The organism is Mesorhizobium sp. M1406, from assembly GCF_040317555.1.
GTDB lineage: Bacteria > Pseudomonadota > Alphaproteobacteria > Rhizobiales > Rhizobiaceae > Mesorhizobium.
The window spans coordinates 22,177-39,102 of the sequence record NZ_JAMYKW010000033.1 but is presented as its reverse complement, the minus strand read 5'-3'; the positions used below and the strand labels follow the sequence as shown (position 1 = coordinate 39,102).

Annotated in this window: 18 protein-coding genes and 2 pseudogenes; 10 read left to right on the top strand and 10 right to left on the bottom strand. The window is 65.6% G+C overall.

Annotated features, from left to right (window positions below):
- Nucleotides 1-13: 13 nt before the first annotated feature.
- Nucleotides 14-760: an SDR family NAD(P)-dependent oxidoreductase gene (locus tag NKH03_RS23290; RefSeq protein WP_352970746.1), complete on the bottom strand. Its 747-nt coding sequence runs from the start codon at nucleotides 758-760 to the stop codon at nucleotides 14-16.
- 150 nt (nucleotides 761-910) lie between these two features.
- Entirely contained in the window at nucleotides 911-1,663 is a 753-nt protein-coding gene (locus NKH03_RS23285) for a pseudouridine synthase (RefSeq protein WP_352970784.1), read from the bottom strand.
- 160 nt (nucleotides 1,664-1,823) lie between these two features.
- On the opposite strand from NKH03_RS23285, the gene NKH03_RS23280 reads away from it, so the two are divergent.
- On the top strand, nucleotides 1,824-1,952 hold the full coding sequence (locus NKH03_RS23280) for a hypothetical protein (RefSeq protein ID WP_352970744.1): 129 nt from the start codon (nucleotides 1,824-1,826) through the stop codon (nucleotides 1,950-1,952).
- 40 nt (nucleotides 1,953-1,992) lie between these two features.
- Here the strand turns inward: NKH03_RS23280 and NKH03_RS23275 are convergent.
- A pseudogene (locus NKH03_RS23275) lies at nucleotides 1,993-2,826 on the bottom strand (helix-turn-helix transcriptional regulator).
- Nucleotides 2,827-2,917: 91 nt separating this feature from the next.
- Here NKH03_RS23275 and NKH03_RS23265 point away from each other — a divergent pair.
- Nucleotides 2,918-3,808: an SDR family oxidoreductase gene (locus NKH03_RS23265; protein WP_352970739.1), complete on the top strand. Its 891-nt coding sequence runs from the start codon at nucleotides 2,918-2,920 to the stop codon at nucleotides 3,806-3,808.
- 75 nt (nucleotides 3,809-3,883) lie between these two features.
- On the opposite strand, the gene NKH03_RS23260 is transcribed toward NKH03_RS23265, so the two are convergent.
- Complete coding sequence (locus tag NKH03_RS23260) at nucleotides 3,884-4,582, bottom strand: RibD family protein (protein ID WP_352970737.1); 699 nt, start codon at nucleotides 4,580-4,582, stop codon at nucleotides 3,884-3,886.
- Between the two features lie 464 nt (nucleotides 4,583-5,046).
- Between NKH03_RS23260 and NKH03_RS23255 the strand changes: the two genes are divergently transcribed.
- The 5 genes and pseudogenes from NKH03_RS23255 (at nucleotide 5,047) to NKH03_RS23240 (ending at nucleotide 9,260) form a co-directional block, all read left to right on the top strand.
- Nucleotides 5,047-5,994 carry a substrate-binding domain-containing protein gene (locus tag NKH03_RS23255; RefSeq protein WP_352871441.1) on the top strand — a complete coding sequence of 316 codons (948 nt, stop codon included), beginning with the start codon at nucleotides 5,047-5,049 and terminating at the stop codon, nucleotides 5,992-5,994.
- A gap of 346 nt (nucleotides 5,995-6,340) precedes the next feature.
- Nucleotides 6,341-6,769, top strand: a pseudogene (locus tag NKH03_RS35055) (ATP-binding cassette domain-containing protein); the annotation flags it as partial.
- Nucleotides 6,764-7,810: a sugar ABC transporter ATP-binding protein gene (locus NKH03_RS23250; RefSeq protein WP_502913550.1), complete on the top strand. Its 1,047-nt coding sequence runs from the start codon at nucleotides 6,764-6,766 to the stop codon at nucleotides 7,808-7,810. The pseudogene NKH03_RS35055 and the gene NKH03_RS23250, both read left to right, overlap by 6 nt.
- Complete coding sequence (locus NKH03_RS23245; RefSeq protein WP_352970733.1) at nucleotides 7,807-8,817, top strand: ABC transporter permease; 1,011 nt, start codon at nucleotides 7,807-7,809, stop codon at nucleotides 8,815-8,817. The genes NKH03_RS23250 and NKH03_RS23245 overlap by 4 nt, the downstream gene beginning before the upstream one ends.
- An 83-nt stretch (nucleotides 8,818-8,900) precedes the next feature.
- On the top strand, nucleotides 8,901-9,260 hold the full coding sequence (locus NKH03_RS23240) for a hypothetical protein (RefSeq protein WP_352970731.1): 360 nt from the start codon (nucleotides 8,901-8,903) through the stop codon (nucleotides 9,258-9,260).
- A gap of 10 nt (nucleotides 9,261-9,270) precedes the next feature.
- On the opposite strand, the gene NKH03_RS23235 is transcribed toward NKH03_RS23240, so the two are convergent.
- Nucleotides 9,271-9,717, bottom strand: a complete 447-nt coding sequence (locus tag NKH03_RS23235; RefSeq protein ID WP_352970729.1) for a hypothetical protein — start codon at nucleotides 9,715-9,717, stop codon at nucleotides 9,271-9,273.
- Between the two features lie 186 nt (nucleotides 9,718-9,903).
- Between NKH03_RS23235 and NKH03_RS23230 the strand changes: the two genes are divergently transcribed.
- Nucleotides 9,904-10,206 carry a hypothetical protein gene (locus tag NKH03_RS23230; RefSeq protein WP_352871447.1) on the top strand — a complete coding sequence of 101 codons (303 nt, stop codon included), beginning with the start codon at nucleotides 9,904-9,906 and terminating at the stop codon, nucleotides 10,204-10,206.
- Nucleotides 10,207-10,262: 56 nt separating this feature from the next.
- Here NKH03_RS23230 and NKH03_RS23225 read toward each other — a convergent pair whose 3' ends face one another.
- A complete protein-coding gene (locus NKH03_RS23225; RefSeq protein WP_352883926.1) occupies nucleotides 10,263-10,967 on the bottom strand; it encodes an XRE family transcriptional regulator in 705 nt (234 codons plus the stop codon).
- A gap of 584 nt (nucleotides 10,968-11,551) precedes the next feature.
- Here NKH03_RS23225 and NKH03_RS23220 point away from each other — a divergent pair.
- The gene (locus NKH03_RS23220) at nucleotides 11,552-12,235 is read left to right on the top strand and encodes a GcrA cell cycle regulator (protein ID WP_352970727.1); all 684 of its coding nucleotides are present in this window, start codon (nucleotides 11,552-11,554) and stop codon (nucleotides 12,233-12,235) included.
- A 242-nt stretch (nucleotides 12,236-12,477) separates the two neighbouring features.
- Here NKH03_RS23220 and NKH03_RS23215 read toward each other — a convergent pair whose 3' ends face one another.
- The gene (locus NKH03_RS23215) at nucleotides 12,478-12,786 is read right to left on the bottom strand and encodes a DUF982 domain-containing protein (protein ID WP_352871511.1); all 309 of its coding nucleotides are present in this window, start codon (nucleotides 12,784-12,786) and stop codon (nucleotides 12,478-12,480) included.
- Nucleotides 12,787-12,894: 108 nt separating this feature from the next.
- Nucleotides 12,895-13,176, bottom strand: coding sequence for a DUF982 domain-containing protein (locus NKH03_RS23210; RefSeq protein ID WP_352871452.1), 282 nt, complete (start codon nucleotides 13,174-13,176; stop codon nucleotides 12,895-12,897).
- A 321-nt stretch (nucleotides 13,177-13,497) separates the two neighbouring features.
- Between NKH03_RS23210 and NKH03_RS23205 the strand changes: the two genes are divergently transcribed.
- Nucleotides 13,498-14,094 carry a DUF6456 domain-containing protein gene (locus NKH03_RS23205; protein WP_352871453.1) on the top strand — a complete coding sequence of 199 codons (597 nt, stop codon included), beginning with the start codon at nucleotides 13,498-13,500 and terminating at the stop codon, nucleotides 14,092-14,094.
- Between the two features lie 59 nt (nucleotides 14,095-14,153).
- On the opposite strand, the gene NKH03_RS23200 is transcribed toward NKH03_RS23205, so the two are convergent.
- Together NKH03_RS23200 and NKH03_RS23195 are read right to left on the bottom strand one after the other, a co-directional pair.
- Nucleotides 14,154-14,462, bottom strand: a complete 309-nt coding sequence (locus NKH03_RS23200) for a hypothetical protein (RefSeq protein ID WP_352871454.1) — start codon at nucleotides 14,460-14,462, stop codon at nucleotides 14,154-14,156.
- Between the two features lie 280 nt (nucleotides 14,463-14,742).
- Nucleotides 14,743-16,725, bottom strand: a complete 1,983-nt coding sequence (locus tag NKH03_RS23195; RefSeq protein ID WP_352970725.1) for an acyltransferase family protein — start codon at nucleotides 16,723-16,725, stop codon at nucleotides 14,743-14,745.
- Between the last annotated feature and the right edge of the window lie 201 nt (nucleotides 16,726-16,926).

Sequence of the window (16,926 nt, the reverse complement as noted above, 5' to 3'; positions counted from 1 at the left end):
CATCCTGCGCGCCTCATGCCGCCGCCGCAAGGCCGCTGCCGCTCACCGTGAAGGAGACGCCTTGCAGCCTGCCGCCGGCGAGCGTGACCACGGCGCGCCCGACATCGGCCGGCGTCTGCACATCGGTCATGCTGGCCAGAAAATCCGCCGGGCTGATCCCGAGATAGGCCGAAACGCCTGTAATGCCGTGTTGTCCGACGCCGGTGCCGGCCATGATGCGCATCGGCACCAGCGCCATGAAGCGCAGGCCGAGGCCCAGCCGGTCGGCCTCCCTCTGGCTGTGGGCGGCAAGGAACATCTGCATGCGCTTGGCGCCGGAATAGCCGCCGGAATTCGGCGGCCCGCCGCTGAGCGCGGCGCCGCTGGAAATCAGCACTACGCGGCTGCCCGGCTTCAGCCTGCCCTGGAGTGCCGCCTTGCAGAACAGGAAGGATGCCTTGACGTCCATGTCCCAGTTGGCGGAAAAGTCCTCCCAGTTTTGTTCCGGGATAGGCGCTGATGGGGCCAGCGCGCCGGCGCAGATCACCAGCACGTCAGGCTGCAGCGCTGCGAACACCGCCTCGGGCGCCGTGTCCTGCGTGGCGTCGGCGGCAAGCGTCTTCACCCTGGGGTGCTCCCAGGACAGTTCCTGAAGGGGTTCCGTGCCACGGGCGACGGCGAGCACGGTCGCGCCCTCGCTCAACACCGTTTCGACGATGGCGCGGCCGACACCCCGGCTGCCTCCAACAACAACGACATTCTGACCTTGTAACGATCCCATGGATCACCTCGCTTTTGCGGCCCGGAGGATTCCGGTGCCTGTAGGTGAAGACAGCGGAGGTGGGTGGGAATCATCGGTGAGGTGCAAAAGTTTTTTCTGCGGCGCTCTCAAGAACCCACCGCCACAGAACGCTACCTTGAGCCCGTTCGCTTACCCGCTCAGCAGCGCGAGTTCCTCCGGCGTTAGATGCCGCGCGCTCCCCTTGGCGAGGTCGCCAAGCTGCAGCCGGCCGATGGCGATGCGGATCAGGCGCAGCACCTCGATGCCATGCGCCGCGAGCAGGCGGCGGATGTGGCGGTTGCGGCCTTCGTCGAGCACGATCTCCAGCCAGGCGGTGCGGCCACCGCTGCGCAAAAGCTCGATCGAACTGGCGGTCAGGGTCTCGCCGTCGACGGTCACGCCCGCGCGGAACTTGTCCAGCATCGCCTCATCCGGCACCGTGCCGATCTGCACGTGGTAGGTCTTAGGCAAATGCGAGGCCGGATCCATCAGCCGGTTCGCAAATTGTGTGTCGTTGGTCATCAACAGCAGGCCTTCGCTGGCCTTGTCGAGGCGGCCGACCGGCGAGACGAAGGGTAAATCGAGCCCTTCGAGGCAGGCATAGACGGTGTCTCGCTGTTGCGGGTCGTCGCGGGTGGTGACCAGCCCGCGCGGCTTGTTGAGGATGAGATAGACCTTGCGCTCGGCAACAATTTGCTCACCGTCGACGACGATGCGGTCGCGGTTGAGGTCGACGCGCAGTGAGGCATTGCGCACCACCTTGCCGCCGACGCGCACGCGGCCTTCCGCGATCAGCACCTCGGCCTGCGTGCGCGAGCACAGGCCGAGCTTCGACAGCGCGCGGTTTAGGCTGACGCCGGACGCCGCCTGCCTGCCGCTTGGTGGTGTCCGCCGTGGTGTCATGGTGCCGTCTGTGTTGGTGGAGCCGACAGATGCCACGGGCCGCGATGGCTTCGCAAGCCGTGCTGCTGCCTTCGTGCGCAGGGCATGAAGCAGGTGACGGCATCCGCACCGCCTGGAGCGGCGATATTGTCGCCGCCGCTCCCGCGATAGTCTGCACCGCATGAGTGAGTCTGCCGCGCCGATCATCAAGACAATCGTCATCGCCGCCGCGCCGGCCAGCGTCTGGCATGCCAATCTCTACTGGGGGCCGACCTTGCAGATCCTGAAGGCGGTCTGCGAGCGCGCTTGAGGGCGGCGGGCGTCATCGCGGCGGATGGGTCATCCTGCCCTTACTCTTTGGGGTGTCGGGCGAGAGCCAGCGCGCGAATACGGTCGGCGACGGCGCTGTCGACCGGGTTGTAGACGGTCAGGCTCAAATCCGGCCGGCCGTCGACCGCGAACCCCGAATATTCCAGCTCGATATCGCCGAGTTCCGGGTGCTTCAGGCGCTTTGTCCCGTCGCCGTGGCTGAGCACGTCGTTTTCGCGCCACAGCGCGGCAAACTCGGGGCTGACGCTGCAAAGCTCGTCAACGAGCTGGGCGACCTCTGAGACCGCGCCGGCGCGGGCCGCATCGGCGCGGAACGCTCCCACCACGAAACGGGCGAGGCCTTCCCAATCGTGCTGCTTGGCACGGATGACAGGGCTGCGGAACATGAAGCGCAGGATGTTGCGCTGGCCGGCGGGCAGGGCGCTGTAGTCGGTCAGCACGACCTGCGCGGCGCGGTTCCAGGCAACGACGTCCCAGGTGGCGGTCTTGATCAAAGCGGGGCTGGCATCGAGCGTGTCGATGAGGCGCTGCAGCCGGGGGCTGACGCCCTCGACGCCCCTGTAGCGGACCTCGGGCGGGCGCCCCAGCCCGAGCATGAAAAGATGTTCGCGTTCCGCCTCGGTCAGCAGCAGGCCCTTGGCGATGCGGTTGAGGACATCGGCCGAGGGCGCACCGCCTCGGCCCTGTTCCAGTCAGGTGTACCAGGTCGGGCTGATGTTGGCGCGCTGGGCGACCTCTTCGCGGCGCAGCCCCGGCGTGCGTCGGCGCCCCGAGAAGCCGAAGGACGCCGGATCGAGCCGGGTGCGCCGGTCTTTCAGGAACGCTGCCAGTGAGCCGGCGGAATTGGAGGGCATCCTGTTAGCCATTATACCATGATAACGTCACTACTTTAATAGAATAATAGACCAGCAATATTACGCAGGCAACTATGCAGGAGATTTTTGCATGCGTATCTTTCTCACCGGCGCGACCGGTTTCATCGGGTCGGCGATTGTTCCCGAACTCATCAAGGCGGGCCACCAGGTGGTCGGCGTGACTCGCTCCGACGCCGGCGCCGAGGCGCTTGCCGCAGCCGGCGCCGAAGTGCATCGCGGAACCCTCGAGGATCCCGAGGGCTTGCGTGACGGCGCGGCCAAGGCGGAGGCCGTGATCCATACGGCGTTCGATCATGATTTTTCGCGGTTTGCCGACAACTGCGAAAAGGACAAGCGCGTCATCGCGGCACTCGGCGCCGCGCTCGCCGGATCCGACCGGCCGCTGGTGATCACCTCCGGCGTCGGCATGGGCAGCCCCGGACACGGCCAGTTGGCCAGCGAGGACGTCTTCAACGCCAGCCATCCCAATCCGCGCATCGCGTCGGAACTGGCCGGCAATGCCTTGCTGGAGGCAGGCGTCAATGTGTCGGTGGTGCGGCTGCCGCAGGTCCACAACCCGGTCAAGCAGGGCCTCATCTCGCCGCTTATCGAGATCGCGCGTCAGAAGGGCGTCTCGGCCTATGTCGGCGAAGGCCGCAATCGCTTCTCCGCGGGCCATCTCCTCGACGCGGCGCGCCTCTATCGTCTCGCCGTGGAAAAGCGGCAGCCCGGCGCGCGCTATCACGCCGTCGGCGAGGAAGGCGTCGAGGTGCGCGAGATCGCCGCGGCGGTTGGCCGGGGCCTGAATTTGCCGGTCGTTTCGATACCGCCGGAAAAGGCGGCGGAGCATTTCGGCTGGATGGGGATGTTCGCGCCCATGGATCTGCCGGCCTCCAGCCAGCTGACCCAGGCTCGGCTCGGCTGGCATCCGACCGGCCCGACGCTGATCGCCGACCTCGAGGCCATGCAATACGCCGCCTGACGGGCTGAAGCCTCGGCGACAAGGCTGGCGAGATACGGCCGGCAACAGTCAGGTTACGGGCCGTTTTGCGAGAGCTCAGCCAGGCGTGACGGCGTAGCGCAGATGGACGAGCCCATGCGTCAGCGCCTCGCAGCTCTTCAGGGACAACTGCGTCTTGCCCGCCAGGCCGCTCTCGCCGAACTCGACGAAACCCTGGTTTGCCGCGCGCCCGTCGAGCGCCGGGGCGACGAGAAGGCTCAACTCATCGACGAGCCCTGCCGCGAGGAAAGAACCATTGATGCCGGCACCGCCCTCGAGCAGCAGCCTGCGGATGCCGAATTCGCGGCCGAGAACCTCGACCATCGCCGAGAGATCGATGTCGGCGGTTTCCGCCACGACATAGGACACGCCGTCGGCGGCGAGCTCGGCCAGATGGCTGTCGGCAACGTCACGCCCGAGCAACACCACGACATGGTCGCCGCCGATGTCGGGTTTGGAAAAGTGAAGCCTGCCCGAGGTATCGAGCGCCACGGCATAAATGCCCGCACCGGCCCGCGCGAAATGATAGGGCCGGTCGACCTTGCCGGCATTGGCCGGCGGATGCGCGACGGCCTTGCTCATCTCGGCCATGGTGACGCGGCCGACGATCCAGGCGTCGCCCGCGAGGTCATTGTGGATATGCTCATAGAGGCTCGACCATTCGGCCAAGGTGCCGTCGGGGCTCTTGGTGTAGCGGCTCGGGTGGAGGCTGCCGTCGAGGGATGCCAGCATATGGCAGACGATTTGCGGCTTCATGCAATTCTCCAATTCGTGGGCTTCGAAAGTTCAGGCCGTGTTGTCGTGCATATCGTTCTCCCAAAACCGGTGCCACTACTGGGCGATCCGCATTGTCCAGAAATAGTGCCGGACCCAAGGAATGGAAGCCAGGCGCGCCGATCATGCGAGACGGGCGCCACGCGGTGTTGGGGCAGCGCACCGGAGCCGATCGGCGAAGGGCAGGAAGCCCGCAATTCAAAAATCCGACAATTCCGATAAGTTGCCCAGCAGCTCTGTATATCGATGTTGCACAAATGATTGACCCTGGGCTAGCATCCCCGCGCAGGCGTCGGTGGGAGGCTCTTTTTTACAGCGGCGGCCAGCTGGAGCGGCATGCGTTTTCGGGCGCAGGGAGGATGCTCCAACACTTTGAGCCGACGCATGATCCTTCCTGAAACCGATCCCGGTTTTCGGGGTCGTGCGTTCTTGTGGAGGAGGATCCCATGAACAGACGCGAATTCCTGCTGTCGTCCGCGGCCTTTGGCGCCATGATGCTTGCCGCACCCTCGGTGTTTGCGCAGGACAAGCTTACCATCCTGGGCTCCGTGCCCAATCTCGGCTTTCCGTTCTTCGTGCACATGCTGAACGAGATCAAGGCGGAAGCCGCCGCGCAGGGCGTCAATTTGACCGAAAGCGACGGCCAGAACTCGGCCACCAAGCAGACCGCCGACATCGAGGCCGCCCTGGTGCAGAAGGTCAACGCCATCGTCATCTCGCCGCTCGATGTCAACGCGCTGGCGCCGGCGATCGAGGAAGCGGTCAAGGCCGGCGTTCCCGTGGTGACGATCGACCGCCGCGTCGACGGTGTCGAGGGTATTCTGGCCCATGTTGGCGCCGACAACGTCAAGGGCGGCGAGGCCGAAGCCCAGGCTATGGTGGCGGCGTTCCCCAACGGCGCCAAGATCTTCCATCTGCAGGGCCAGCCGGGTGCCGGCCCGGCGATCGACCGCAACAAGGGCGTGCACAATGTGCTCGATCCCCTGAAGGACAAGTACCAGATCGTCTTCGAGCAGACCGCCAATTTCGCCCGCGCCGAGGCGCTGTCGGTGACCGAGGCGGGGCTCGCCGCCAACGGCAAGCCGGACGCCATCGTCTGCGCCAATGACGATATGGCGCTGGGCGCCATGGAGGCCTGCGCGGCGCGCAACTTCACCGACGTCAAGATCTACGGCTTCGATGCGCTTCCCGAGGCGCTGGTCGCGGTGCGTGACGGCAAGCTTGCCGGCACCGTCGAGCAATTCCCCGGCGAGCAGTCGCGCACGGCGGTCCGCATCGCGGTGGCGTTCGCCAAGGACAAGACCGAGCCCAAGGAGAAGCTGGTGCTGCTGACGCCGATCGTCATCGGCAAGGACAATCTCGACAAGGCGGAGCGGATTGGCGAGACGAAGTAGAACTTGGCGGGGATCGGCCGATTCGCAAAGCCGGCGGGACAGCACCCCCCTCTGTCCTGCCGGACATCTCCCCCGCAAGGGGGGAGATCGGCTGTTTGTTCTGCTTTCGCCAAATCTTCAACGCTGCAAGGAAGAGCGCCACAAATGACGCTGCCAATCTCCCCCCTTGCGGGGGAGATGTCCGGCAGGACAGAGGGGGGTGTTCAAGCGCTGACAGGGGCTGGTATGAACCGCAATCCGGGAGCAACCATTGCCGCCAGCTGAAGCCACCGCCCCATCGCCCATCCTGCTCGCCGTCGAGGGCATTACCAAGCACTTTTCCGGCGTGACCGCGCTGAGCGATGTCTCGCTCGACATCCGCCCCGGCGAAATCCTGGGGCTGCTTGGTGAAAACGGCGCCGGCAAGTCGACGCTGCTGAAGATCCTGTCGGGCGTCATGCCGCCCTCCAGCGGACATATCATTTTCGACGGCGCCGACTATCAGCCATCGAGCCCGCAGGATGCCAAGCGGCTCGGCATCGTCACCATCTATCAGGAGCTCAGCCTGATCCCGACGCTGACGGTGGCGGAGAACATTTTTATCGGCCGCGCGCCGCTCGGTCCGCTCGGACTGGTCAGCTGGCGACGCATGGAGCGAGACTCCCGCGACATCATCGCCCGCGTCGGCCTGTCCATCGATCCGACGACACCGGTTTCAGCGCTGTCGGTGGCCGAACAGCAGCTGGTCGAGATTGCCCGTGCGCTGTCGCTGAAAAGCCGGCTGATCATCATGGACGAGCCGACATCGGCGCTGACCGAGACCGAGGTGCAGCGCCTGCTGTCGATCATGGATCGGCTGCGCAAGGACAAGGTCGCCATCATGTTCGTCACCCACCGGCTGGAGGAGGCCTCCGCCATCTGCGATCGCATGACGGTGCTGCGCGACGGCAGGCTGGCCGGGCATCTTAACCGCGAGGGTGGGCCAATCGCGCTGCCCAGGATCATCGAAAAGATGGTCGGCCGGGCGGCATCGGAGCTCTATGCGCGGCCGGCGCAGCGCGCGGTCGCCGGCGATGTCGTGCTGTCGGTGCGCGGCCTGCGCACCGTGCGCGATCCCGAGGCGCCGCACGCCATCGTGCTCGACGGTGTCGACATCGAGCTCAAGGCTGGCGAAATCCTCGGCGTCGCCGGCCTTGTCGGCTCGGGCCGCACGGAGCTGGCGCGCGCCATTTTCGGCGCCGACCGCATCGCGGCGGGTACGATCACGCTCGACGGCAAGCAAATAGCGCCGGCATCACCCGCCGATGCGATCGCGCTCGGCATCGGCCTGGTGCCGGAAGACCGCAAGCACCAGGCGATCTTTGCCGCACTCGGCATCCTGCCGAACTTTTCCGTCGCCTCGCTGGGCAGCTTCAGCAACGGCTTCGGCTTCATGGCCGAGCGGCGCGAGCGCGATGCGCTCGCCGGCTTCAGGAAGATGCTGTCGATCCGCATGGCTTCTGCCGAGCAGGCGATCGAGGGCCTGTCGGGCGGCAACCAGCAGAAGGTGGTCCTGGCGCGCTGGCTGGCGCGCGATCCCAAGGTGCTGATCGTCGACGAGCCGACGCGCGGCGTCGATGTCGGCGCCAAGACGGAAGTGCACCAGATCCTGGTGCGGCTTGCGGCGCGCGGCATCGCGGTGATGATGATCTCGTCCGAACTGCCCGAGGTGCTGGCGGTTTCGGACCGCATCGTGACCATGCGCCGGGGACGCATCACCGGCGAGATGCCGGGCGTCGAGGCAAACGAGGAAAGACTGATGGAACTGATGGCACTCGACCGCAAGGAGACACCATGAGCGTGGCGGAGGAACAGCGCGGCGGCATCAATTTCGCGCGGCTTTTGATGAGTTTCGGGCCGCTGCTGTTCCTGGTGGCTTTGATCGTCGTCTTCACCGTGCTGAAGCCGAGCTTCATGGACCCGATCAACCTGTTCAACATCACGCGGCAGATCTCGATCACCGGGCTGATCGCGCTTGGCATGACCTTCGTCATCCTCACCGCCGGCATCGATCTGTCGGTCGGCTCGCTGCTCGCCTTCTGCGGCATGGTCGCCGCCGTGGTCGCCAAGGGTGGCACTGCCAACACGCTGTCGCTGTCGACCTCCGGCACGCAAGGCTATGGCTGGTTCGCCGCGCTGCTCGCCGCCGTCGTTGTGGGGGCGGCGGCAGGCGGCGTGCAAGGGCTAGTCATCACCAGGCTGAAAGTGCCGCCCTTCGTCGTCACGCTGGGCGGGCTGACGGTGTTTCGCGGGCTGACGCTGACCATCTCCAATGGCGGCCCGATCTCGGGCTTCGACGCCTCGATGCGCTGTTTCGGCACCGGGCTGATCGGCCCCGTGCCGGTGCCGGCGCTCATCTTCGCGGCGGCCGCGATCCTGTGCCACATCGTGCTGCGCTACACGCGCTACGGCCGCGCCGTCTATGCCGTCGGCGGCAATGCCGAGGCGGCAAGGCTGTCGGGCCTGCGCGTCGACCGCATCCTGATCTCGGTTTACGTCATCGTCGGCTTCTTCGCCGGGCTCGCCGCCTTCGTGCTGTCGGCGCGGCTCAACTCATCCGAGGCGGTCGCCGGCATCGGCTACGAGTTGACGGTCATTTCGGCCGTCGTCATCGGCGGCACCTCGCTGTTCGGCGGCATCGGCTCGGTCGGTGGCACGGTGGTGGGTGCTGCGCTAATCGGCGTGCTGCAGAACGGGCTGCAGTTCAACAACGTCTCCTCCTACACGCAGAGTATCGTCATCGGGCTGATCCTGATCCTGGCGGTGGCGTTTGACCGATGGCTGAAGTCGCGGGTGAGACGGTGAGAGAGGCGGGACGGGCGGCTACGCCGCCGGAGAGGCATTCGTCCAAGGTGAGCAGGAAGTCATGAGGGCCCTTAGCCGAAAGGTTGGTAGGAAAGTCGATCAAGAGCATTGACAGCGGCGAGCCCGGATACGGAATTGGCATAAGCTTTTCCGATGAGGCGGGGATCACTGTAAATACCGAAGTGTCCGCACGTCTGGCGGATCACCATGCCAGATTGGTCGAACGTGTGACGATCACCAACGAGCAGGTGACCTTGCATCTCGCCGGCAACGGCTTTGTAGCCATTTCCTTGGATCGCGAGCGCTTCGCCGACGTGACCGAGGTGCGGGGCCTGGGCGGGGCAGGGCGCCGAAGACACCCATCAGGCCCGGCGACGAACAAAGCGGCGATGGTTCCGCGCCGGCCCTTATCCAGGTCTGAACTGTTGGGCGGGCAGTCTTGAACATTCCAAATCATGCCCGTCGAACGATCGCCACCCGGGTGCAGTCTGGAAAGAAAAAATAGCTGATGGAACCGCAAATGGCTGGTCCAGTCCTCACGCCGCCTCGCGCGCCCAGAGCCGCTGGCTGTACCGCCGGAAGAAGCGCGCCACGAGCCGCTGCTGCTTGGCCCTGATCAGGTCGGGCAGGCGCCGTTCCTGGCGCCAGCGCGGCATGTTGCGCCAGCAGGCGATGAAGCGGGGCGGCATCCTCGATGGCTTCCCCAGCCGATAGCGCCGGGCCGACCGCGGCCAGGAACAATATCTCCGACTGTTTCAGCTCGTCGATCATCGCCTTGCGCCTGATGTGATCCTGGCGGGCGTGGGCAATACCGTCGCGGCGGATGGCTTCGAAGGCTTCGAGCAGGGCTGGGCTGTCGCCGGAGTAACCGCAGGCGCGGGCGAAATCGGCGGCGTCCATCGTCACTCCCGGATTCGATGCGGCGGGTGGTTCATGTCCCGACTCATATTTTCTAGTAGATATAAGCATAACTCAAAAATATGTAGAAGGAAAACTTTTAGGAATGTTTGAAAACAGCGACTCGACTCCTGGCGCAAAACGCAGGAATATGCGAACAAATCAGGAACAAAAGACGAGGGAGGGGCGATGGCATTGCCGGGCAGGGAACCAACAATCGCGCATGTCGCCTCGATCTCGGTCGAGTGCGCCGATTGCGGCCGCAACCGTTGGTGGCGGCCCGATCAGTTGAAGCGATTCGGAGTGACGGGCAATACGCCGCTGGCCGCCTTGTCGGGCCGCATCGTCTGCTCGGCCTGCCGCGCCGACGGGCTGCCGGGAGCGACCGTTACGATCCAGGCGGCGTTCATCGACGAACGCCAGCGGGTGCGCAGCGAAGCGCGGATGCTGAGCGACCGGGAGGTGCCGCTGGAGGGGTCGCGGCGGGCTTGAGAAGGGCGCTGGTTCTGCCTTCTCCCCTTGTGGGAGAAGGAAGAGGCGCCCCACCTTCAATACCCCAGCAACTCCTTCAGCGGAATCACGCGCCAGACGTGCTTTATGGCGTAGCGGTTGAAGGTTAGCGTCTTTGGCGGATTGTACTGCTCGACCATCAGCTCACCCGCGGTGCGCTTGACCAGCTTCTTGATGAAGGCCTTGCCATTGCGCTCGTTTTCTTCCGGAAACGTCTCGATCACCACGTGGTCGCCGGGCACGGCGTCGCGGCCGCCGCAATAGATCAGGTCGCCGGGCTCGTAGCGCGGCACCATGGAATCGCTCAGCACGTGCAGCGCGAACACTTTCGGCAGGTTGCGGACGCCCGGCGGGCGCTGGACGTAACCGGCTGGCTCACCGTTGAAGGTGAAATCGCCATCGTCGCCGCCGACGGCCGCGCCCAGCACCTCGATATCCATCGACCCGGCGGGCAGGGGTGCGGCATCGGTGACGATTTCGGCGTCGGCGACCGGGCCGGCATCGTCGAGGAAGACGACCTCGCCCCTGCCGAGTGCTACCGGATCGACGCGCAGGAAGGCGGCGGTCTTCAAGAGGTTCTCGGTCTTGGGCAGGTTGCGGCCGGTTTCCCAGTTGCCGACGGCGGCGACATCGGTGTCGTTGTGCTCGGCAATGTGGCGCATGACCAGGCCGCGCTGCTTGCGCGCCTTGCGGATCGCCGCCCCGACCTTGATCGACAGTTCCGTTTTTGCCATGGCACCCATGTGAGCGATGAAAGCGGCTCTAGTCTATGAAAGAATGGCTTGCATCTATTTTTGAGTTATGCTTATATCTGGCCATGCAAAACCTGTCCAGCTTTCATGGCGCCGAGGCGCCTGCCTCACATGAGGCGCATCTGGCGCCTGTCGCCGGCACCCTTCCGTCCTGGCCGTCCTCCTCCCCGGCCGGGGCGAAGCCCGAGGCTCGGTGCTTCAAGGCACTAGCCCCGGGCCCGGTCGGCCCGTCAACGGCGACCGGAACGGCCGGAGCCGCCGCTCCCCTCGGCTCCGGCCCCCAATTCGACCGGTATGGCGCTGGCTTGCCCGCCCGGTCGTGCATCCGCACCCAAGACGGCACCGTCATCCTGATCGACAGGCTGACGGGCAGGGCGGTTTCCGCCCCCGACAGAAAAACCGCCGAGGCGCGGCTTTCGCGCCTCGTCGAACCGGCCGGGCCGCGAAGCCGGTCCGGCTGAGCCAGCGCCCGCCGGCCCTCGAACCACAACCCCTTACCGCGATCCGGCCAACCGGGCCCGACCGCCTGCCTGGCGGCGCGCGGCCGAAAGCAGAATCTTGGATGGAGTCTGGAAATGGCAAGCTATACCGACGCGGAATTGCACGAGATCGCCCGCTGGCTGAAGGACGGGCTTTGCGCCTCCAGGATCGCGACGGCATTCAGCGCGCTGCGCGGCGCGCGCGTGTCGCGCAATGCCATCATCGGCATCGTGCACCGCAACGCCATGCTGGACGCGATCGGCTTTGCCAATGGCAAGGGGCCGCCGGTCGGGGCCAAGCGGGCCGCGGGCAAGTATGCTGGAAGCAAGCTGGCAAATGGCATGCCGGCGCAGGGCATGGCGAGCGCCAAGCCGGCCGCCGGCATGATCGACGCCGCCACCAGCGGTCCCGGCGTGTGCAAGACGGCCGCCCGGCCCAAGCGCGACCCTTCGCCTGCGTGGCTGCCGCCGCGCCTGTTCGTGCGCGAGGTGGGCGTGCTGATCGCCGACGGTGAGACCTACCGTTTCAAGGTGCCGGTGCCGCCGCGTGCGCCCGTCGGCCGCCAGCCGCATGGCGTGGCGATGCGTTTCATCGACTGCCTGTTTTCCCGCTGCCGCGCGCCGCTGGACCTGGCGCTGCAAGAGGACCCCGATAACGACGTGCCGGGCGGCCGGCCGGACGCCGACATGCTGTGCTGCGGCATGCGGACTGGGGCGCTGAAAAGCTACTGCACCTACCACCAGGCGCGCTTCCAGCGCCGCGTGTTTGTGGCGGGATGAGCATCCCTTTTCCGTTCACGGGGAGAAGTGCCGGCAGGCGGATGAGGGACGGCGCGCTGACGTGGCGGATTGAGAGCGGATATGAACTTCAAGCGTCCGATGCCAATTGCGAAGCGCTGGCGCCGCCCCCAATTGCCCTGCCGGGCGTTCGTTGTTCGAAAAGCCAAGCAATTGGCTTTTCGTCCCCTGCGCGGACCACGCCTCGTAAACGGGGAGAAAGAGGCGGAAAAGCCGCCGCAACCCTATTTAGGCACCTGCCGACCCTGTTTGGGCATGCGGCCTTGCATGGTCTTGGCCTCGAGCGTCATGGCTGGCCCACCTTCGGCCACCAGTATGTTGGCCACCCGGGCAAAGCCGGTGAACACTTTCATGGCGTCGGCTTCGGAAATCTGCGCGGCGATTGCCGCGCCGCAGGCGTTGAGGGCGCTGCGGTACACATGACCGCGCCGCTCAAGCGGCCAGCGCTGCAGGAAATCGGCGGCTTCGCTGACGCTGTCGATCTCTTCGATCTCCCCGTCCATCCGCACCTTGAGCGGCACTCCTGTCTTCATGGTACCCACGGCGTTCACCTTCGCTCTGCGCGCGGCTTCACCTACCGCGCTCGTAAACGCGCCGCGCCGGCGGGCGGTTGCATCAATTTTTCGGCCCGTGCGCGCCTCTCACGGGCTGGTCACGGCGTCCAGCCAGTCATGGGCGCGGCTTTTCGGCTTGGTCACCAGTATGTTCTGTTGCCTGGCCGCCTTGGTGAGGGCGTTGAAGGCGATGCGCTGGCAGCAGGTGCCGTCGACGGCGAGCGCAACGAGCCGGGCCGCCTCGACATAGCCAGGTGCTGTCTTGTCGGGCCATTTCTGCCTGAGCGCCCCGGCGGCCTCGGCCACCGAGCCGACCAGCATGGTTGTGTTGTCGCAAAAGCGCAGGGTAACCGGCATGAAGGCTGTCATCGGCATCTCTCCCGTAGACGCGGCATAACGTCGAAAATTCGCGCTGGTTCCATTAGCCCGGATGTCGGCATGGAGGCGCTGCCATCCAGCGAACGGCCCTTCATGCAGCTTTATGTCTCCAATTTCATCGGCGACATGTTGCTACTCTCCACCGATCGGGTCGGCGCCTACATGCTGCTCTTGTTGGCGATGATAGGTCGGCGGGACAGCCCTGGCCTGCCGGCCATCTTCCCACGAGGGGAGAGAATGGCCCGGCAGGGCAGAGGGGCGCGCAAAGGACCGCCAGTTCCATTCCCAACACCCTAACCGAGGACCTCAGCCATGCCCAGGAAAACCAAAGCCGCCAAACCGCAGGCGCCGAAACTGCCGAAGGGCGAGGCCGAGCAGGTGCGCATTCGCCGCGAGGTCGGCCATGATTTCGCGCTCAGGGATGACGCCTTCGGCCGCAAGCGGCTGGCCGCCGGCACGCTGGAGGCAAGGCGCGTCTACGAGGTGTCGAACGACGGCTTCACATCCACCGGCGGCATCGTGCGGATGCGCACTATCGATCCGCTGATCGGCATCACCTCGCTGTCGCGCCAGCAGCGCGAGGCCGGGCTGCGCTACCGCGAGGATTTCCGCTGCAGCCAGCAGGCAAGCGTCAAGCCGATGCGCTGGACCGAGCGCGTCGATGGCGGCCACCACGGCGGTGGCATCGCCGACAGCGTGCTCGACGCCGGCCGTGCCCACGCCGCCGCCACCAGGGCGCTGGGCCACTGGGAGGTGGCCGCCGTGGTCCAGAAGGTCTGCTGCGCCGGTGGGTCCATCAAGGGGGTGGCGGAGCAGACCGGCGAGGGCCGGGATGTGGTGACGAAGCTGCTGAAGGTCGGGCTGGATCTGCTGGCGGTGCACTATGGGATGATGATGGGGAGGCGGTAAATGGGGCAAGAGGCGATCCGACCGGCAATGCCGGCCGGATCGGTTTTCACAAGATCAGGTTATCCGCAGACGCGAATCTCCTCGATGATCCTGTGATGGTGGCGCCAGTGCCTCACCAGTTCGATGTGGCAACGGTGGTGTCGGTGGTGTCGGTGGTAATAACGCGGCCTGTAGCCGTTGTCGTAAGTGTCGTACTGGTAATAAGGACGATACACATAGCGATCGCCGTAGTCACCGTAATAGTCGTCGTAATAGTTGTCGGCATAGCCACCGATGCCGATAGTGATACGACTGCGGGCATCAGCGGGGGCAATCATCGCCGCCGCCGAAGCAATGGCGATAACCGAAACAAGCAGGAGCTTCTTCATAGCTACCTCCTTTTCAAGGTTGACCTAATATAACCCCCGAGACGCGGCCGCGTTCCACGGATTCGTAAGACAAAGGATACGGATACCGGCGCGCGAGAGCCCTGGACCGCTGCGGTCGGTGTTCCTGGCGCGCCATCAAAAGAAATTTTCCGGCATGCATTGATTGGCAGGGCCGGGTCCACCCCTCATGTGCCTGCCACCCGGCCTTTCGCAGGCTCAGGGCGTCCGAGAAAAGCCAAACAATTGGCTTTCGCTGCGCGAGCCGCTTCTCACCCCACTCTCAAAACAGCGCCTGCTCCAACGGTCCCTCCAGCGTCTCGGCAAAGGCTGTTGCCAGATGATGCCGGTCACGAAACGCGAGTTGGCCCGATATGACGACATGGCAGGCGGTCGGGCCGCAGAAGCGGTCGGTGAGGTCGATGTAGCGCGTGTCAGGCACGCTGTTCACGACGGCGCGCTCGGCGGCCGCGGCGCTGTCGTTGGCGGCCTCGATCCTGGGCGTGTCGCAGTGCGGCGAGGGTGCTTCGCGCCACCACAAAGCGCGCGCCACGCAGGAATCGGCGAAGCTGGCGTTGATCGGCGTGTCGCGAATGACAGCCGTCTCGACGCCGGCCCGGCTGAATGCCTGCAAGGTCGAGCGCAGGCCGGCCTGCCAGCGCGCTGTTTCGGCTGCGCGGCTGGTGGCGGGCATGTCGCGGATCAAATTGCCGATCGAGAATTCGGAGATCACCACCAAGCGCGGCTTGAGGCGGATGATGTCTGATATCGCCTGCTCGCGCCAAGCGTCGCATTCCGTGTAGTCGCGCTTCAGCACGGCATTGAAGGTGGAGAGCCGCGAGGCGCGGCACGAGGATTTGAGATAGGTGATCACCTTGGTGTCGTTGCGCTTCGCCGCTTCGATCAGCGGGGTCGACCAGTGATCGGCATGCGAATCGCCGAACAGCACGATGGTGTGGGTGGCGTCCGCCGCGCCGAACACGCAAGGTTTTGGCGTCACCGTGTGGAAGTCGAGCAGGCAGCTCTTGTCGGTGGCGCGCACGATGGAAGGTTTTTCGGCCGCCTGCTCGATGCCGCGCTGCGCAGTGTCGATGTTGCGCGCGGCCAGGTGCGCATTGGCATAGGCGACCGCCACGCCGGCACCGGTGAGGGCAACGGCCGGGATCAGCGCCCGGGCGCCCGCCGCCAGCCAAGCGCCACGCCGGGCGGGGTTCTCGATCAGATGATAGGTGAGCACCGACAGCGACAGCGCCAGCACGCCGCAGCCCAGTCGCTGCTGGACGGATAGGTCCGGCACCAGCATGCCGGCATAGACGATGACCGGCCAGTGCCACAGGTAGAGTGAATAGGAGAGCGTGCCGATCCTTTGCAAAGGCGGCAGCGACAGAGCGGTGGCCGGCGCAAAAGCCTGCCAGCCGGTCCGCTGTTCGGCCTGCCTGCCGGTCTGTTCCGCGCCGGCGCCGCTCAGCAGCACCAGCACGGTGCCGGCAACCGGCAGCAAGGCACGCCAGCCGGGGAAGGGCAGGTTCTCGCTCAACAAGAGATACGCCGCCGCGATCAGCACCAGGCCGAGCCAGCCCAGTGCAGGCAGCAGCCCTGCGCGGCACCGCAGGAAAGCCACCGGCGCCAGCGTCGCCAGGCCGCCGACGGCAAACTCCCAGGCGCGCAGCGGCGAGAAATAGAACGCCCAGGCAGGTGCTGCGCTGGTCAGCCACAGGCAGGCGGCGAACGAGGCGAGGCCGGCGACGCCGATTAACGCCGCAGCCGTTCGCCGGCCAGGACGCAGCCATGCTGCCAGCAGAAGCAGTGCCGGCCAGGCCAGGTAGAACTGCTCCTCCACCGACAGCGACCAGAAATGGATGAAGGGATTGCTGGCGGCATCGGCGGCGAAATAATCGAACGACCAGCGCAGCAGCCATAAATTGATGGTGTAGGCGGAGGCAAACATGGCGCCGCGCGAGTAGAGCGCCTGCTCTTGCGGCGCCAGGATGAAGTAGCCGGCGGCGAGCGTGGCCAGGATGACGAACAGGGCTGCCGGCAGAAGCCGCCGCGCGCGCCTGGCATAGAAGCGCCAGAGGTCGAGCCGGCCGGTCTCGGCGATCTCCCGCATGAGGTGGGTTGATATCAGCCAGCCGGAAATGACGAAGAAGATATCGACGCCGGCAAAGCCGCCGGGCAGCGCGATGAGGCCGAAATGATAGGCGACGACGCCGCCGACGGCGAGGGCGCGCAATCCTTGTATGTCCGGCCGGAACGCAGCTGCCACGATAAATCCTTCGTGCAAGCCCAGCCCAGCCCTTGGCAGTGTGGATCAATCGGGCTGATATCGCAATGCAACAAATCTATCGCAGTGCAACATGGCGGAATAGGGAGGCGACACGGAATGCGCCGGTTGCCGCGAGACGGTAAGGAACCAGGGTGAGCCGGCGTCAATTGACGACCGTGGTGCCTTCATGTTGGCAAAGTC

Excerpts from the sequence above, each read along its gene's own strand:
- NKH03_RS23290 (WP_352970746.1), bottom strand. The coding sequence starts at position 760 with ATGGGATCGTTACAAGGTCAGAATGTCGTTGTTGTTGGAGGCAGCCGG.
- NKH03_RS23285 (WP_352970784.1), bottom strand. The coding sequence starts at position 1,663 with ATGACACCACGGCGGACACCACCAAGCGGCAGGCAGGCGGCGTCCGGC.
- NKH03_RS23280 (WP_352970744.1), top strand. The coding sequence starts at position 1,824 with ATGAGTGAGTCTGCCGCGCCGATCATCAAGACAATCGTCATCGCCGCC.
- NKH03_RS23265 (WP_352970739.1), top strand. The coding sequence starts at position 2,918 with ATGCGTATCTTTCTCACCGGCGCGACCGGTTTCATCGGGTCGGCGATT.
- NKH03_RS23260 (WP_352970737.1), bottom strand. The coding sequence starts at position 4,582 with ATGAAGCCGCAAATCGTCTGCCATATGCTGGCATCCCTCGACGGCAGC.
- NKH03_RS23255 (WP_352871441.1), top strand. The coding sequence starts at position 5,047 with ATGAACAGACGCGAATTCCTGCTGTCGTCCGCGGCCTTTGGCGCCATG.
- NKH03_RS23250 (WP_502913550.1), top strand. The coding sequence starts at position 6,764 with ATGGACGAGCCGACATCGGCGCTGACCGAGACCGAGGTGCAGCGCCTG.
- NKH03_RS23245 (WP_352970733.1), top strand. The coding sequence starts at position 7,807 with ATGAGCGTGGCGGAGGAACAGCGCGGCGGCATCAATTTCGCGCGGCTT.
- NKH03_RS23235 (WP_352970729.1), bottom strand. The coding sequence starts at position 9,717 with ATGGACGCCGCCGATTTCGCCCGCGCCTGCGGTTACTCCGGCGACAGC.
- NKH03_RS23230 (WP_352871447.1), top strand. The coding sequence starts at position 9,904 with ATGGCATTGCCGGGCAGGGAACCAACAATCGCGCATGTCGCCTCGATC.
- NKH03_RS23225 (WP_352883926.1), bottom strand. The coding sequence starts at position 10,967 with ATGGGTGCCATGGCAAAAACGGAACTGTCGATCAAGGTCGGGGCGGCG.
- NKH03_RS23220 (WP_352970727.1), top strand. The coding sequence starts at position 11,552 with ATGGCAAGCTATACCGACGCGGAATTGCACGAGATCGCCCGCTGGCTG.
- NKH03_RS23215 (WP_352871511.1), bottom strand. The coding sequence starts at position 12,786 with ATGAAGACAGGAGTGCCGCTCAAGGTGCGGATGGACGGGGAGATCGAA.
- NKH03_RS23210 (WP_352871452.1), bottom strand. The coding sequence starts at position 13,176 with ATGACAGCCTTCATGCCGGTTACCCTGCGCTTTTGCGACAACACAACC.
- NKH03_RS23205 (WP_352871453.1), top strand. The coding sequence starts at position 13,498 with ATGCCCAGGAAAACCAAAGCCGCCAAACCGCAGGCGCCGAAACTGCCG.
- NKH03_RS23200 (WP_352871454.1), bottom strand. The coding sequence starts at position 14,462 with ATGAAGAAGCTCCTGCTTGTTTCGGTTATCGCCATTGCTTCGGCGGCG.